The organism is Burkholderia sp. AU33545, from assembly GCF_020419685.1.
GTDB lineage: Bacteria > Pseudomonadota > Gammaproteobacteria > Burkholderiales > Burkholderiaceae > Burkholderia > Burkholderia diffusa.
Map to the genome: position 1 here is coordinate 27,384 of NZ_JAIZRQ010000001.1, position 14,683 is coordinate 42,066.

General features: G+C 65.7%; 14 protein-coding genes and 1 tRNA gene. 6 read left to right on the forward strand and 9 right to left on the reverse strand.

Translation table 11 applies throughout. From position 1 onward, the window contains the following. Positions 1-143: 143 nt before the first annotated feature. The 4 genes from secA to LGM71_RS00140 all read left to right on the forward strand — a co-directional run bounded on the left by secA (position 144) and on the right by LGM71_RS00140 (position 5,655). Positions 144-2,942, forward strand: a complete 2,799-nt coding sequence (secA, locus tag LGM71_RS00125; protein WP_059608171.1) for a preprotein translocase subunit SecA — start codon at positions 144-146, stop codon at positions 2,940-2,942. A gap of 142 nt (positions 2,943-3,084) precedes the next feature. Then, positions 3,085-4,326, forward strand: coding sequence for a bifunctional glutamate N-acetyltransferase/amino-acid acetyltransferase ArgJ (argJ, locus tag LGM71_RS00130; protein WP_059608172.1), 1,242 nt, complete (start codon positions 3,085-3,087; stop codon positions 4,324-4,326). A 19-nt stretch (positions 4,327-4,345) separates the two neighbouring features. Continuing rightward, on the forward strand, positions 4,346-5,215 hold the full coding sequence (locus LGM71_RS00135) for an ATP-binding protein (RefSeq protein WP_124903820.1): 870 nt from the start codon (positions 4,346-4,348) through the stop codon (positions 5,213-5,215). After that, positions 5,212-5,655 carry an NUDIX domain-containing protein gene (locus LGM71_RS00140; protein WP_059608174.1) on the forward strand — a complete coding sequence of 148 codons (444 nt, stop codon included), beginning with the start codon at positions 5,212-5,214 and terminating at the stop codon, positions 5,653-5,655. Before LGM71_RS00135 ends, LGM71_RS00140 begins: the two co-directional genes overlap by 4 nt. Before the next feature lie 63 nt (positions 5,656-5,718). Here LGM71_RS00140 and LGM71_RS00145 read toward each other — a convergent pair whose 3' ends face one another. The 9 genes from LGM71_RS00145 to LGM71_RS00185 all read right to left on the reverse strand — a co-directional run bounded on the left by LGM71_RS00145 (position 5,719) and on the right by LGM71_RS00185 (position 13,690). After that, positions 5,719-5,919, reverse strand: a complete 201-nt coding sequence (locus LGM71_RS00145; protein WP_059608175.1) for a DNA gyrase inhibitor YacG — start codon at positions 5,917-5,919, stop codon at positions 5,719-5,721. A gap of 28 nt (positions 5,920-5,947) precedes the next feature. After that, a complete protein-coding gene (gene zapD, locus LGM71_RS00150; protein WP_059608176.1) occupies positions 5,948-6,703 on the reverse strand; it encodes a cell division protein ZapD in 756 nt (251 codons plus the stop codon). A gap of 109 nt (positions 6,704-6,812) precedes the next feature. Beyond that, complete coding sequence (gene coaE / locus LGM71_RS00155) at positions 6,813-7,421, reverse strand: dephospho-CoA kinase (RefSeq protein WP_124624721.1); 609 nt, start codon at positions 7,419-7,421, stop codon at positions 6,813-6,815. An 84-nt stretch (positions 7,422-7,505) separates the two neighbouring features. Continuing rightward, positions 7,506-8,417 (reverse strand): prepilin peptidase, encoded by a 912-nt coding sequence (locus LGM71_RS00160; protein ID WP_226113446.1) that lies wholly within the window; start codon positions 8,415-8,417, stop codon positions 7,506-7,508. A 45-nt stretch (positions 8,418-8,462) separates the two neighbouring features. Beyond that, the gene (locus LGM71_RS00165; RefSeq protein ID WP_226113448.1) at positions 8,463-9,668 is read right to left on the reverse strand and encodes a type II secretion system F family protein; all 1,206 of its coding nucleotides are present in this window, start codon (positions 9,666-9,668) and stop codon (positions 8,463-8,465) included. A 5-nt stretch (positions 9,669-9,673) separates the two neighbouring features. Then, positions 9,674-10,951, reverse strand: coding sequence for a GspE/PulE family protein (locus LGM71_RS00170; protein ID WP_226113456.1), 1,278 nt, complete (start codon positions 10,949-10,951; stop codon positions 9,674-9,676). 82 nt (positions 10,952-11,033) lie between these two features. Continuing rightward, complete coding sequence (locus LGM71_RS00175) at positions 11,034-12,320, reverse strand: HlyC/CorC family transporter (RefSeq protein ID WP_124624732.1); 1,287 nt, start codon at positions 12,318-12,320, stop codon at positions 11,034-11,036. A gap of 148 nt (positions 12,321-12,468) precedes the next feature. Further along, positions 12,469-12,545: transfer RNA gene (locus LGM71_RS00180), tRNA-Pro, on the reverse strand. A gap of 149 nt (positions 12,546-12,694) precedes the next feature. Further along, positions 12,695-13,690 carry a polyprenyl synthetase family protein gene (locus LGM71_RS00185; protein WP_059608181.1) on the reverse strand — a complete coding sequence of 332 codons (996 nt, stop codon included), beginning with the start codon at positions 13,688-13,690 and terminating at the stop codon, positions 12,695-12,697. Positions 13,691-13,900: 210 nt separating this feature from the next. Here LGM71_RS00185 and rplU point away from each other — a divergent pair, with 210 nt between their 5' ends. Together rplU and rpmA are read left to right on the forward strand one after the other, a co-directional pair. After that, the gene (gene rplU, locus LGM71_RS00190) at positions 13,901-14,212 is read left to right on the forward strand and encodes a 50S ribosomal protein L21 (protein WP_006025184.1); all 312 of its coding nucleotides are present in this window, start codon (positions 13,901-13,903) and stop codon (positions 14,210-14,212) included. A 24-nt stretch (positions 14,213-14,236) separates the two neighbouring features. Further along, entirely contained in the window at positions 14,237-14,500 is a 264-nt protein-coding gene (gene rpmA, locus LGM71_RS00195; RefSeq protein WP_006476999.1) for a 50S ribosomal protein L27, read from the forward strand. Positions 14,501-14,683 lie beyond the last annotated feature (183 nt).

The following is a 14,683-nucleotide window of genomic DNA, read 5'->3' on the forward strand; positions in this document are numbered from 1 at the left end:
GTCCAGCCGGGACACCGGCGCATGCTTCCTCGCGTGCTAAAATTCCTCGTTTGATTCCACTAATTCGCTAAGCCGCCGAGGCTCGGGCGTCGGGGCGCGCAACGCGCGCCGGGCGCCGGTGCTGCGACGCAGGATCCGATCCGATGACAACCGGTTTTCTCCAGAAAATTTTTGGCAGCCGCAACCAACGGCTCGTCAAGCAATACCAAAAGACCGTCGCGACGATCAATGCGCTCGAAACGCAGATCGAGAAGCTGACGGACGACCAGTTGCGCGGCAAGACGGATGAGTTCCGCCAGCGGATCGCGGGCGGCGAGTCGCTCGACAAGCTGCTGCCCGAGGCGTTCGCGGTCTGCCGGGAGGCGAGCCGCCGCGTGCTGAAGATGCGCCACTTCGACGTGCAGATGATCGGCGGCATGGTGCTCCACTACGGCAAGATCGCGGAAATGCGCACCGGCGAGGGCAAGACGCTCGTCGCGACGCTGCCCGTCTACCTGAATGCGCTGGCCGGCCGTGGCGTGCACGTCGTGACGGTCAACGACTACCTCGCGCAGCGCGACGCCGAATGGATGGCGCGCCTCTACAACTTCCTTGGTCTGTCGGTCGGCATCAACCTGTCCGGCATGGAGCACGACCAGAAGCAGCAGGCCTACGCGGCGGACATCACCTACGGCACGAACAACGAGTTCGGCTTCGACTACTTGCGCGACAACATGGTCTACGAGACCGACGCGCGCGTGCAGCGGGCACTCAACTTCGCGGTCGTCGACGAAGTGGACTCGATCCTGATCGACGAGGCGCGTACGCCGCTGATCATCTCGGGCCAGGCGGAAGATCACACCGAACTGTACGTCCGGATGAACGCGCTGCCGCCGCTGCTCGAGCGGCAGATCGGCGAGGAGAAGGCCGACGGCACGGGCGTCGAGAAACCGGGCGACTACACGCTCGACGAGAAGGCGCGCCAGGTGTTCCTGACGGAGTCGGGCCACGAGAAGGCCGAGCGGCTGCTCGCCGAGTGGGGCCTGATCGGCGAGGGCGAGAGCCTGTACGCGCCGCAGAACATCACGCTGATGCACCACGTGTACGCGGCGCTGCGCGCGCACACGCTGTTCCACAAGGACCAGCACTACGTCGTGCAGAACGGCGAAGTGGTGATCGTCGACGAATTCACGGGCCGCCTGATGGCGGGCCGCCGCTGGTCCGACGGCCTGCACCAGGCGGTCGAGGCGAAGGAACACGTGAAGATCCAGAGCGAGAACCAGACGCTCGCCTCGATCACGTTCCAGAACTACTTCCGCATGTACGCGAAGCTCGCGGGCATGACCGGTACGGCCGACACCGAAGCGTACGAATTCAACGAGATCTACGGCCTCGAGACGGTCGTGATCCCGACCAACCGCCCGCCGAAGCGGATCGACAAGCAGGACCAGATCTACAAGACGGCCAAGGAGCGTTACGACGCGGTGATCCGCGACATTCGCGACTGCTACGAGCGCGGCCAGCCGGTGCTGGTCGGCACGACGTCGATCGAGAACTCGGAACTGCTGTCGCACCTGCTGAAGCAGGCCGGCCTGCCGCACGAGGTGCTGAACGCGAAGCAGCACGAGCGTGAAGCCGCGATCGTCGCGGAAGCCGGCCGTCCGAACCGCATCACGATCGCGACCAACATGGCGGGCCGCGGTACCGACATCGTGCTCGGCGGCAACGCCGAGAAGCAGGCCGCGTTCATCGACGCCGACGACGCGATCCCGGCCGACGAAAAAGCGCGCCGCATCAAGCAGCTGCACGACGAGTGGGAAACGCTGCACGAGCAGGTGAAGGCCGCGGGCGGCCTGCACATCATCGGCACCGAGCGCCACGAATCGCGCCGGATCGACAACCAGCTGCGCGGCCGTGCGGGCCGCCAGGGCGACCCGGGCTCGTCGCGCTTCTACCTGTCGCTCGACGATCCGCTGCTGCGCATCTTCGCGGGCGACCGCGTGCGCTCGATCATGGATCGACTGAAGATGCCGGAAGGTGAGGCGATCGAGGCCGGCATCGTTACGCGCTCGATCGAATCGGCGCAGCGCAAGGTCGAAGCGCGCAACTTCGACATCCGCAAGCAGCTGCTCGAATACGACGACGTGTCGAACGACCAGCGCAAGGTGATCTACCAGCAGCGCAATGAACTGCTCGAAGCCCACGACATCACCGAGACGATCTCGGCAATGCGTCATGGCGTGATCGCCGAAGTCGTCCACCAGTTCGTGCCGCAAGGCAGCATCGAGGAACAGTGGGACGTGCCCGAGCTCGAGGAAGCGCTGCGCAACGACTGGCAGCTCGACCTCGCGATCCAGGAAATGGTGAACGAGTCGTCGTCGATCACCGCCGAGGAGATTCTCGAAGCGGTGACGACCGCCGCCGACGAGCAGTACGAGGCGAAGGTCGCGATGGTCGGCCGCGAATCGTTCAGCGCGTTCGAGCGCTCGGTGATGCTGCAGACGGTCGATCGCCTGTGGCGCGAGCACCTCGCGGCGCTCGACCACCTGCGCCAGGGCATCCACCTGCGCGGCTATGCGCAGAAGAACCCGAAGCAGGAGTACAAGCGCGAGGCGTTCGAACTGTTCGCCGCGATGCTCGAGGCGATCAAGCAGGAAGTCACGCGCATCGTGATGAACGTGCAGATCCAGTCGCCGGAGCAGCTCGAGGAAGCCGCCGAGCAGATCGAGGAGCGCGGCGGTCAGCTCGAAAACGTCGAGTATCAGCATGCCGACTACGCGGAATCCGGTGCCCCGGTCGCGAACGTCGCGGCCGCCACCGCGGCGACCGCGACGGCCGACATGGTCGGCAGCGCGATGACCCACAGCGGCCCCGGCGGCGAGATGCCGAAGGTCGGCCGCAATGACCCGTGCCCGTGCGGCAGCGGCAAGAAGTACAAGCAATGTCACGGGAAGCTGTCATGATCGACGGCGGCGCGCATCCGCGTGCCGCTTCGTTTGCAGCTTCGAGTCAGTGATGTGAGTTGCGGCGGCCCGCGTGCGGCCCGCCGGTTCTTCCAATCGATGCCGGCGGATGCCGGCATTTTCCATCCGGCAGGTGTGCCCCATGGCTGTCAATTTTCCGTCGATCGATCCCGCCCAACTCCATCCCGTCGCCGGCGTCACGCTCGGCTGGGCGGAAGCGAACATCCGCAAGCCGAATCGCAAGGACGTGCTGGTCATTTCCGTCGACGAAGGGGCGACGGTCGCCGGCGTATTCACCGAGAACCGCTTCTGCGCCGCGCCGGTGACGGTGTGTCGCGAGCACCTGGCAACGGTGCGTGCCGGCGGCGCGGGCATCCGCGCGCTCGTCGTGAACACGGGCAATGCGAATGCGGGCACCGGCGAGCCGGGCCTCGTGAACACGCGCGAGACCTGCTCGGAACTCGCGCGCCTCGCGGGCATCGACGCCGCGCAGGTGTTGCCGTTCTCGACCGGCGTGATCCTCGAGCCGCTGCCGATCGACCGCCTGAAGGCCGGGCTGCCGGCCGCGCTCGCAAACCGCAAGGCCGCGAACTGGTATGACGCCGCGCAGGCGATCATGACGACCGACACGCTGCCGAAGGCCACGTCTCGCCAGGTGACGATCGACGGCCACACGGTCACGCTGACAGGCATCAGCAAGGGTGCGGGCATGATCAAGCCGAACATGGCGACGATGCTCGGCTTCCTCGCGTTCGATGCGACCGTGGCGCAGCCGGTCCTCGACACGCTCGTGAAGGAAGTGGCCGACCGCTCGTTCAACTGCATCACGATCGACGGCGACACGTCGACGAACGACTCGTTCATCCTGATCGCGTCCGGCAAGAGCACGCTGCCCGCGATCACGTCGACCGATTCACCGGCCTATGCAGCGCTGCGCGATGCGGTCACGCAGGTCGCTCAGGTGCTGTCGCAGCTGATCGTGCGCGATGGCGAAGGCGCGACGAAATTCATGACGGTGCAGGTCGAAGGCGGCAAGAGCGTCGCCGAGTGCCGCCAGATCGCTTATGCGATCGGGCACTCGCCGCTCGTGAAGACGGCCTTCTACGCATCCGACCCCAACCTGGGCCGGATCCTCGCGGCGATCGGCTACGCGGGCGTCACGGATCTCGACGTCGGCAAGATCGATCTCTATCTCGACGACGTGCTCGTCGCGAAGGCCGGTGGCCGCAACCCGGCTTACCAGGAGGAGGACGGCCAGCGCGTGATGAAGCAGAGCGAAATCACGATCCGCGTGCTGCTCGGCCGCGGTGACGCGCAGGCAACGATCTGGACGTGCGATCTTTCGCACGATTACGTGAGCATCAACGCGGATTATCGCTCCTGATCCGGAGCGCTCGAACGACATGGACAAGCTCGAACAGTTTCTGACGCGCGCGGAAGCGCTGCTCGGCCGCCTCGAGGGGATGCTGCCGCCCGCGCCGGCGGCCATCGACTGGAACGCCGCCACCGCGTTCCGTTGGCGCAAGCGCCAGGGGCGCGGCTATTTGCAGCCGGTGCCGGCAGCGTCGTCGATCACGCTGGGCGACCTGCACAACATCGATCGACAGAAAGGGCTGATCGAGCAGAACACGCGACAGTTCGTCCAGCGCAAGCCGGCGAACAACGTGCTGCTGACAGGTGCGCGCGGCACTGGCAAGTCGTCCCTGATCAAGGCCTGCCTGAACGCGTATGCGAAGGACGGGCTGCGCCTGATCGAAGTCGACAAGGACGACCTGCACGATCTCGGCGACATCGTGGATCTGATCTCTGAGCGTCCGGAGCGTTTCATCGTGTTCTGCGACGACCTGTCGTTCGAGGAGGGCGAATCGGGCTACAAGGCGCTGAAGGTCGCACTCGACGGCTCGATCGCCGCGCAGTCCGACAACGTGCTGATCTACGCGACGTCGAACCGCCGCCATCTGCTGCCCGAGTACATGAGCGACAACGAGTCGTACAAGCATCTGCCGGACGGCGAGATCCACCCCGGTGAAGTCGTCGAGGAAAAGATCTCGCTGTCGGAGCGCTTCGGCCTGTGGGTCAGCTTCTACCCGTTCAAGCAGGACGACTACCTCGACATCGTCGCGCACTGGCTGCGCCATTTCGGCTGCGCGGACGCGGAGATCGAGACGGCGCGCGGCGACGCGCTCGTCTGGGCGCTCGAGCGCGGTTCGCGTTCGGGGCGCGTCGCATGGCAGTTCGCGCGCGACTGGTCGGGTCGCAAGGAGCAGGCATGAGTACGGATTTCGCAGCGGGCAGCGTGCGCGCGCCCGATGGACGCAAGGTGACAGAGGTCGCGGTCGGCGTGATGGTGCAGGCGGACGGTCGTTACCTGCTCGCGCAGCGGCTGCAGGGCAAGCCGTACGAGGGCTACTGGGAGTTTCCCGGCGGCAAGCTGGAGGCCGGGGAGAGCGTGGAGGACGCGCTGGCGCGCGAATTGCACGAGGAACTCGGCATCGAAGTCACAGCCAGCCACCGCTGGCATACGCTCGAGCACGATTATCCGCACGCGTACGTGCGGCTCTATTTCTGCAAGGTGACGGGCTGGACGGGCGAGCCGCACAGCAAGGAAGGGCAGGCGTTCGTGTGGCAGCAACTGCCGGTCGAGGTCGCGCCGCTGTTGCCGGCGGCGCTGCCGGTGCTGGAGCTGCTCGAGAAGGAGGCGGCGTCGCAATGACGCCGTGGCGGCTCGCCTGAAAGGCGGGCCATATCCCGCAGGGCGGGCGGTGTCGCGCGCCGCTCAGCTGTCGCGGCGGCCGTCGGCGCCATCTTCCTCCGACGACGGACCCTCGTCGGCGGCGCCGCCGATCCGGTACTTTTCTGCGGCCCACGCGCCGAGGTCGAGCTGCTTGCAGCGGGCCGAACAGAAGGGACGGAATTTGTTTTCAGGCGTCCAGCGCACTTCTGCGCCGCACGAAGGACATTTCACAACGGTAGTCATACGAAAGCGTCGAACCGGCACGCGGCCGTTACAGATTGCACAGTGTCAGATGGAACGGCACGTCGATGTCCACCGCGCGCGGCCGCACGTCGCCGTCCTGCATGGTGAACCGTACCCACAGCATGTATTTGTTGGCGCTCGCTTCGGGAATCACGCGCAGCTCCGGGGGCACGCGGACCTGCATCAGCTGGTAGGAGCGCCCCGACAGCATCTGCTGGTAGCTGCCCTGCATCGCCATCACTTTCGAAGCCTGCCCCGATTCACGTGCGAGCCGCAGCACGATCGCAGCGGCATCGCGCAGCGGCAGCAGCGGCAGGATCCATTTCGCGATGTCCTGGCGCCGCTGTTCCGCGGGCCATTGCTGCCACGCATAGTACGACGGCAGGTCGAACTTGCACGTGCCGCCGGGAATCACCGCGCGGCTGCGGATGCTGGCGAGCCACTCGTTGTCGACCAGATGCTGCCCGGTCTTGCCCTGCATCTGCGCAAGATTGGCGAGCGTCTGCTCGATTTCACCGAGCACGGCCTCGAGCGCATTCTGTTCGATGCCCGGATTGCCGCGAAAGGGGGCGAGCGTCTGGCGTTGACGTTCGAGCTCCTTCATCAGATCCGATTTCAGGTCCGCGCGGCCTGTGACCTCAGCGATTTCGAACAGCGTCGTCAGCGCGACGTGATGTTCACGCGGGTCCTCCTGAGCCAAAAAGAACGCGAAGCGCTCGAACAGGTCTTCGAGGCGCAATAGCGTGCGAATTCGCTCGTTGAACGGATACTCGTAAAGAATCAAGCGCGCTCGCCTCTAGGGTAGGGATTGAAACAATGCAGGACATTCTAATGCTCACTGTCTACCCTAGCAACGCACCAATTTCGTACACCATCACGATCGCGCGCGGCGGTCAGTGTGCGGCAGCCGCGAATGCAAGATAGCGTTGGTGCAGTGCATCGACCTGTGCGGCGAGAGCAGCGGGTGTCGTCGCGTCGTTGACGATCACGTCGTCGGCCGCGGCGAGACGCGCTTCGCGCGTCGCTTGTCTTGCGATGATCGCTTCGACTTGTTCGCGCGTGAAATCATTGCGCCGCATTACACGTGCGATCTGCGTTTCGACCGGACAGTCGACGACCAGCACGCGATCGCTGCGCGCCTTCCAGTTACCTGACTCCACGAGCAGCGGCACGACGAAGATCACGTATGGGCCCTGCGCTTCGCGGGCCTCGCGCTCGGTCTCGGCGCGGATCAGCGGATGCGTGATAGCTTCGAGGCGCCGACGTGCGTCGTCGTCGCTGAAAATGAGTGCGCGCATCTTCGCGCGGTCGAGCGAGCCGTCGGCTGCGACGAAATCCGGTCCGAATGCCTGTTCGATCGCTGGCATCGCGAGGCCGGCCGGTGCGGTGATGCGGTGCGCGATCAGGTCGGTATCGACGAGCGATGCACCGCGTGCGGCGAACATGTCGGCGACGGTCGTCTTGCCGCTGCCGATGCCGCCGGTGAGTCCTATTGAAAACATGTGAGCCTCCGCCGGGCCGTCGCGAGGCAGCGAAGCGCCTCCCCGCGACGCAGCGAACATGGCGGCCGCAGGCGGTGCGTCATGTCAGCCGCCGAGTGCCGAGTAGAAAGGGGTGCCGAAAAACAGCGTCGCGACGCCGCCTGCCGCGAGAAACGGGCCGAACGGAATCGGCTCCTCGAAGCGCATGCGTCCGCGCCAGGTCGCGACGAGCCCGACGAGCGCGCCCGTCACCGCGGCGAACAGCACGACCTGCGGCAGCGCGGCCCAGCCCATCCATGCGCCGAGCGCGGCGAGCAGCTTGAGGTCGCCGAAGCCGATGCCCTCGATGCCGCGCAACCATTTGAACAGCCAGTAGACCGACCATAGGAACAGGTAGCCGGCCATCGCGCCGACCACGGCCGAACGCAGCGACGTGAACGTGCCGCCGAGGTTCAGTGCGAGCCCGGCCCACAGCAACGGCAGCGTCATCGAATCGGGCAGGTACCCGGTCTGGATATCGATCGCGCTCATTGCCAGCAGTGCCGCGCACAGTCCGAACGCGGCGAGCGCGGCGACGGTGGGGCCGAACGCGGCGAGCGAACCGGCGGCGAGCAGCGCACCGGCGAGCTCGACGAGCGGATAGCGCACGCCGATCGCATGGCCGCACTGACGGCAGCGCCCGAGCAACAGCAAGTAGCTCACGAGCGGGATGTTCTCCCACGCACGCAGCACGTGACCGCAATGTGGACAGGCGCTGCGCGGGCGCCACAGATCGTAATGCTGCGGATAACCGTCGTCCGGCGGCGTGCTTGCGCTGCCGGTCGCTTCGGCGATCTCGGCCTGCCAGGCGCGCTGCATCATCACCGGGACCCGGTGCACGACGACGTTCACGAAGCTGCCGACGCACAGGCCGAGCACGACGGCGAACGCATACTGCACCGCATGCGGCAGCATCGCCAGCGCGAGCAACATGCTGTCGGGCGAGTCGAAAACGGTGATCAGGGGCGCGGGCGTCATGGGGCTCGGGTTCGGGCATGAAAGGCGACAGAATCGGTTGCGATGCTACACCACGTTGCCCAGCTGAAGGATGGGCAGATACATCGCGATCACGAGGCCGCCGACGAGTGCGCCCAGCACGATCACGATCAGCGGCTCGCCGAGCGCGGCGAGCGCATCGAGACGCGCGTCGAGCTGGCGCTCGCATAGCGCGGCGATATCGGTGAGCATCGTGTCGAGCGCGCCGGTTTCCTCGGCGACGGCGATCGGCTGCACGACGTCGTCCGGAAAGCATCCCGTCGCGTGCATCGCATCGGCCAGACGCGCGCCGCGCAGCACGCGCGTCGCAATCTGTGCGGTGGCCTGTTCGAACACAGGATGGCCGGCGGTGCGCTGGAGCGTGGCGAACGCATCGGCGAGCGGGACGCCGGCACCGAGCAGCGTTGCAAGCGAGCGGCACCAGCGCGCGGTCGCGAAGCGCGTGAGCGCGCTGCCGACGAACGGCAGATTCAGCAGATGCCGTGCCACCGTATAGCGCAGCGAAGGCGAGCGCCGCAGCGCGTGGCGCGCGGTGAATACTGCGACGGCTGCGCCGGCAACCAACGTGCCACCCCAGGCCGATGTCGCGGACGAGAGGGCGAGCAGGGCGCGGGTCGGTGCAGGCAGTGCCGCGCCGAAACCGTCGAAGATCTGTCGGAACGTCGGCACGACCCACACCATCAGCGCGGCCGAGATAGCGAGCGCGAACACGATGACGGCGACCGGGTACGCAAGTGCGGCACGCAGCTTGCGCCATTGCGCGTCGGCGCGTTCCCGGTGCTCCGCGACGCGGGTCAGTACGGTACCGAGCGCACCCGATGCCTCGCCCACCTCGATCAACTGGCGATACAGCATGCCGAACTGGGACGGATAGCGTGCGAGCGCGGCGGCGAAGCGTTGCCCGCCGACGATCTCGCGCGCGAGACCGGCGGCGATGCGCGGCAGCCCGTCGCGCGTGCGGGTGCGGGCGAGCATCTCGATCGACGGTGCGAGTGGTAGTCCGGCTTGCAGCAGGCTCGCGAGCTGACGCGTGAAGCGCGTGACCTCCCTTGCGCCGGCCGCTGGTGGTCGGGCCGCGCCGCGGACGTCGAGCGACAGCACCGCGACGCCGTCGCGCGCGAGCGCTGCTCGTGCGGCGGCGGCATCGAAGGCGATGACGTTCCCGCGGCATGGCGTGCCGTCGCGACGACGGCCGCGCCACGCGAAGCAGGTTTCGTTTGGCGGTGCACGCATGGCGGTCACGCGTCAGGCGTCGCGGCCAGCGCTTCCGCGATGCTCGTCGTGCCGTCGCGGACGTGCGCAAGTGCCGCGTCGCGCAGACTGCATACGCCCTCGGACGCCGCGCATTGTGCGAGCGTGCCGACGCTAGCGCGCGCGACGATGCGCTCCGCCATTGCCGGTGAAACCGGCATTGTCTGATGCAGGCCGATCCGGCCGCGATAACCGATGCCGTGACAGGCGGCACAGCCGCGCGCGACGAACGGACGCCATCCGGATTCCAGCGCTGCCGAATCGCAGCCAGCTTCGCGCAGCGCGCGTGCCGATGCGTCCGAACGCACGCGGCAGATGGTGCACAGGCGCCGAACGAGGCGTTGCGCGGTGACGAGGCGCAATGCGGCCGCCAGGTTGTACGGCGCGACGCCGATGTCGAGCAGTCGCGCGACGGCTGTCGGCGCGTCGTTCGTGTGCAGCGTCGACAGCACGAGGTGCCCGGTCTGCGCGGCCTTGATCGCGACGTCGGCCGTCTCCGCATCGCGAATCTCGCCGACCATGATGACATCCGGGTCCTGCCGCAGCAGCGCGCGCAGCGCAGTGGCGAAAGTGAGCCCGGCTTTTTCCGCCACGCCGACCTGGTTGATGCCGTCGAGCTGAATCTCGGCCGGATCCTCGACCGTGCACACGTTGTGGGCATCGCGGTCGAGCATCTGCAGCGCGCAGTAGAGCGACAGCGTCTTGCCGCTTCCGGTCGGCCCGGTGACGAGCACGAGGCCGTGTGGCGCGCGAATCGCGGCCTCCATCGCCGCCGCCTGCCGCGCGTCGAAGCCGAGGCGCGCAAGCGTGAGGTCGGGCGGTAATGTTTCGAGGCGACGCAACACGAGTTTCTCGCCGAACAGCGTGGGCAGCGAGCTGACCCGGTAGTCGCCTCGCATGCCGCCGTCGACCGCGATGCGCAGCCGGCCGTCCTGCGGAAGCCGGCGCTCGGCGATGTCCATGCGGGAGAGCACCTTGATCCGTGTGACGAGTGCGTCGCGCAGATGAGCAGGCGGCCGCGCGTGTTCGTGCAGGACGCCGTCGATGCGCAGGCGGATGCGCCAGCCTGCTTCGAACGGTTCGACGTGGACGTCGGACGCGTCGCGCACGCGGGCGGCGTGCAGCGTGTCGGTCAGCAGCCGCACGGCGGGCGAATCGTCGAGCTGCGCCGCATCGAGCGACCGGGGCGTTTCAGCGGGCGATGCGTCGATGGAGGCAGGCGGCCGCTGCGTGTGCAGCGGCGCCCCAGGAGGTGGGAGGTGCATGTGAGCCGGCGCTCGGCCGCCTGTTGATCGTGACCTGCAAATGGTCGCGTATCGCGAGCGGTGCTGACAGTCGGCCGTTCGGCTAGCGCGTGGCGCGTGCGCGCGTGCTGCGCGGCTTGAAGAGCTTGACGGTGCGAACGGCCTGGTCGTCGCTGCGCATGACCTCGAGCATCACGTCACGGATTTTCAGGCACACGTCGCCTTCGGGAATTTCCTCGAGGATTTCGAGGATCAGGCCGTTCAACGTTTTTGGTCCGTCGGTTGGCAGTTGCAGGTGCAGCCAGCGGTTCAGTTCGCGCAGCGGCATGCTGGCGGCGACGATGCATTCGCCGTTCTGATTCCAGCCGCCCGCGCGTTCGCCGCGCGGCATCGACGTCGTGAATTCGCCGATCAGTTCCTCGATGATGTCCTCGGGCGTGACGAGCCCCTCGAGTTCGCCGTACTCGTTGACGACAAGCGCGGTTCGCTGGCGGCTTTCCTGGAAATACTGGAGCTGCTGGACGACTGGCGTGCCCGACGGCACGTAGTACGGCTCGGCGAGCAGCGTGCTTAACGTTTCGCGGTCGAAATCCTGGTTGTGCAGTGCCGTGAGTGTCTTCCGGACGTGCAACACGCCGAGCACCTTGTCGATGTCGCCTTCGTAGACGACCAGGCGGTTGTGATAGCAGGTCTCGAGCTGATGCAGGATGTCGTCGAGCGGCGCGTGGAAGTTGAGCGATTCGATTTGCCGGCGCGGCACCATCACGTCGTCGACGGTGATGTTCTCGAGGTCGAACAGGTTGAGCAGGATGCTGCGGTGCTTGGTCGGCATGAAGCTGCTCGATTCGAGCACGATCGCGCGCAGCTCGTCGGCCGACATCCGCTGGTCGCGGCCCTTCTTCGTGTTGATGCGCAGCACCCAGAGCACGCCGTTCGCGAGCGCGTTGACGAACCACACGATCGGCTTGAACACGCGCATCAGCGGCGCGATCACGAGACTGGCGGGCAGCGCGATGCGCTCGGGGAAGGTCGCGCCGACGATCTTCGGCGCGATTTCCGCGAACACGATGATCAGGAACGCGACGATGCCGGTCGCGATCGACAGCGCGAGGTTGTTGCGGCCGAACGTGTGTAGCGCGAGCGAGGTCGTCAGAACCGGGATGATCGTGTTGAACAGATTATTGCCGATCAGGATCACGCTGAGCAGCAGGTCGGTGCGTGTGAGAAGACCCTGCGTGGTTTTCGCGCCGAGCACGCCCTGACCGGCGAGATGCTTCAGCCGATGGCGGTTGAGCGCCATCATCGCGGTCTCGGAAATGGAAAAGAAGCTGGAGCAGAGGAGAAGCAGGAAGACGGCGCCGATTTGCGCCCATAAGGGAATTTGGTCCACGCGTCAGAAGGGCAGTGAAGGACAGGGATGGAGGGAATATAGCAGAGGCCGGCGGCCGGGATGTATCGCACGCGGCATCGGGCTCGCGTGACCGGGCAAAAGGAAGGCAAAAAAAAACCGTGCACATGGTGCACGGTTTTTTCAAATCTGGTCGGGGTGAGAGGATTCGAACCTCCGGCCTCTACGTCCCGAACGTAGCGCTCTACCAGGCTAAGCTACACCCCGATTTTTTGCTCTTCCGACTCTAGCGTCTTCGTGAAGATCGCTGCGTCGTCTCAAGCAAGAACGTAACTATAACGATGTTTTTTCTAAAAGGGAATACCTTGTTGAAGAAATTTTTCGAGACAAGGTATCGCGTCCCCTTCGCGGCGCGTTTACGACTGTCGCGACGTCGAGTACGAGCACAGCGCGAGCAGGCTTTCCTTGTAGATCGAATCCGGGAACGCGGCGATCGCGGCCGCAGCGGCCTGTGCTTCCTTGCGCGCGCATTCGAGCGTATGGTCGAGCGCGCCCGAGCGGGTGATTGCATCGAAAATCGTATCGAAGCGATCGGTGCCGCCTTGTTCGATCACCTCGCGCGCGAGCGCCGACTGTTCTGGCGTGCCGCGTTCGATCAGGTAGATGAGCGGGAGCGTCGGTTTGCCTTCGCGCAGATCGTCGCCGGCATTCTTGCCCATCGCTTCGGCCGTGCCAGCGTAGTCGAGCCAGTCGTCCATGATCTGGAATGCGGTGCCGATCCGCCGGCCGTATTCGGCAGCGGCGGCTTCGGTCGGCGCATCGGCGCCGGCGAGCACCGCGCCCAGGCGGGCCGATGCCTCGAACAGCTTCGCCGTCTTGTAGCGGATCACCTGCATGTAGCGCGACTCGTCGACGTCCGCGTCGTGCATGTTCAGAAGCTGCAGCACTTCGCCTTCGGAGATGATCGTCGTCGCTTCCGACAGGATTTCCATCACGCGCATCTTGCCGACGCCGACCATCATCTCGAACGAGCGCGAATAGAGGTAGTCGCCGACCAGCACGCTCGCCGCATTGCCGAACAGCGCGTTGGCCGTCTGGCGGCCGCGCCGCAGTTCGGATTCGTCGACGACGTCGTCATGCAGCAGCGTGGCGGTGTGGATGAACTCGACGACGGCAGCCAGCACGTGCCGCTGGTGCGACGTCTCGCCGAGCGCACCGGCGACGAGCAACAGCAGGGCCGGACGCAGCCGCTTGCCGCCCGCGCCGATGATGTACTCGGCGATCTGGTTGATCAGCAGCACGTCGGACGCGAGGCTCTGCCGGATAACGCGATTCACCTGCTCCATGTCGCTGGCGATCGGGGCGAGCAGGTGGGCGGCGCTGAGGGTGGGGGAGGCGGTGGACGACGACATGATGATCGAAATGGGTGATGCCGCGGATTATAAGTCGAATCCACGATATCCCGGTCTGTCGGACGTGCCGGCACCGTGATTTTGGCCGTCCGGCCAGGTCTTGCGCGCGGCAATCGCGGATCGGCTTTGACTTGGGTGCTAACCCCATGTATAATCACGTGTTTTCCGCGCGTGGTGTGCGGAAAATTTGGATCCAGAGTGAGGTTCTCAATGTACGCGGTCATAAAAACCGGCGGCAAGCAGTACAAGGTTGCCGTTGGCGAAAAACTCAAAGTAGAACAGATACCGGCTGACATTGACGCTGAAATCACGCTCGACCAGGTTCTCGCAGTGGGCGAAGGCGAATCGATTAAGTTCGGTACGCCGCTGGTCAGTGGGGCTTCCGTCAAGGCCACCGTTGTGTCGCACGGTCGTCATGCCAAGGTCACCATCTTCAAGATGCGTCGCCGGAAGCACTACCAAAAGCACGGCGGCCACCGCCAGAACTACACTGAGCTGCGCATCGACGCGATCAACGCGTAAGCGCCTCGGTAAAGGAGCAATCAGATGGCACACAAAAAGGCAGGCGGCTCTTCCCGGAACGGCCGCGACTCCGAGTCGAAACGTCTCGGCGTGAAAGTGTATGGCGGCCAGGCAATCAATGCCGGCGGCATCATCGTGCGTCAGCGCGGTACGCGCATGCACGCTGGCGAGAACGTCGGCATGGGCAAGGATCACACCCTGTTCGCGCTGGTCGACGGTCACGTCAAGTTCGCGACCAAGGGCGCGGACAAGAAGCATCTGGTCATCGTTGTCCCGGCGGCTGCCTAATTTTAGGCACCCACGGGCTTCGTAGCCGAAAGGCCCCGCAGTCTTCGCGGGGCCTTTTTTTATTTGGCCGCCGGGCGCATGTGCGCACCGGCGGCTGTCGCGAAACGGCGGGCAATTGGCCGAACGGCAGATTGTTCAAGCGCGCCGGCGCGCGGCACAATAGCGGAAATACTGGTCGGAGTG

Bases quoted from the DNA above. Each gene is read 5' to 3' on its own strand.
- secA (WP_059608171.1), top strand. From the start codon at position 144: ATGACAACCGGTTTTCTCCAGAAAATTTTTGGCAGCCGCAACCAACGG.
- argJ (WP_059608172.1), top strand. From the start codon at position 3,085: ATGGCTGTCAATTTTCCGTCGATCGATCCCGCCCAACTCCATCCCGTC.
- LGM71_RS00135 (WP_124903820.1), top strand. From the start codon at position 4,346: ATGGACAAGCTCGAACAGTTTCTGACGCGCGCGGAAGCGCTGCTCGGC.
- LGM71_RS00140 (WP_059608174.1), top strand. From the start codon at position 5,212: ATGAGTACGGATTTCGCAGCGGGCAGCGTGCGCGCGCCCGATGGACGC.
- LGM71_RS00145 (WP_059608175.1), bottom strand. From the start codon at position 5,919: ATGACTACCGTTGTGAAATGTCCTTCGTGCGGCGCAGAAGTGCGCTGG.
- coaE (WP_124624721.1), bottom strand. From the start codon at position 7,421: ATGTTTTCAATAGGACTCACCGGCGGCATCGGCAGCGGCAAGACGACC.
- LGM71_RS00160 (WP_226113446.1), bottom strand. From the start codon at position 8,417: ATGACGCCCGCGCCCCTGATCACCGTTTTCGACTCGCCCGACAGCATG.
- LGM71_RS00165 (WP_226113448.1), bottom strand. From the start codon at position 9,668: ATGCGTGCACCGCCAAACGAAACCTGCTTCGCGTGGCGCGGCCGTCGT.
- LGM71_RS00170 (WP_226113456.1), bottom strand. From the start codon at position 10,951: ATGCACCTCCCACCTCCTGGGGCGCCGCTGCACACGCAGCGGCCGCCT.
- LGM71_RS00185 (WP_059608181.1), bottom strand. From the start codon at position 13,690: ATGTCGTCGTCCACCGCCTCCCCCACCCTCAGCGCCGCCCACCTGCTC.
- rplU (WP_006025184.1), top strand. From the start codon at position 13,901: ATGTACGCGGTCATAAAAACCGGCGGCAAGCAGTACAAGGTTGCCGTT.
- rpmA (WP_006476999.1), top strand. From the start codon at position 14,237: ATGGCACACAAAAAGGCAGGCGGCTCTTCCCGGAACGGCCGCGACTCC.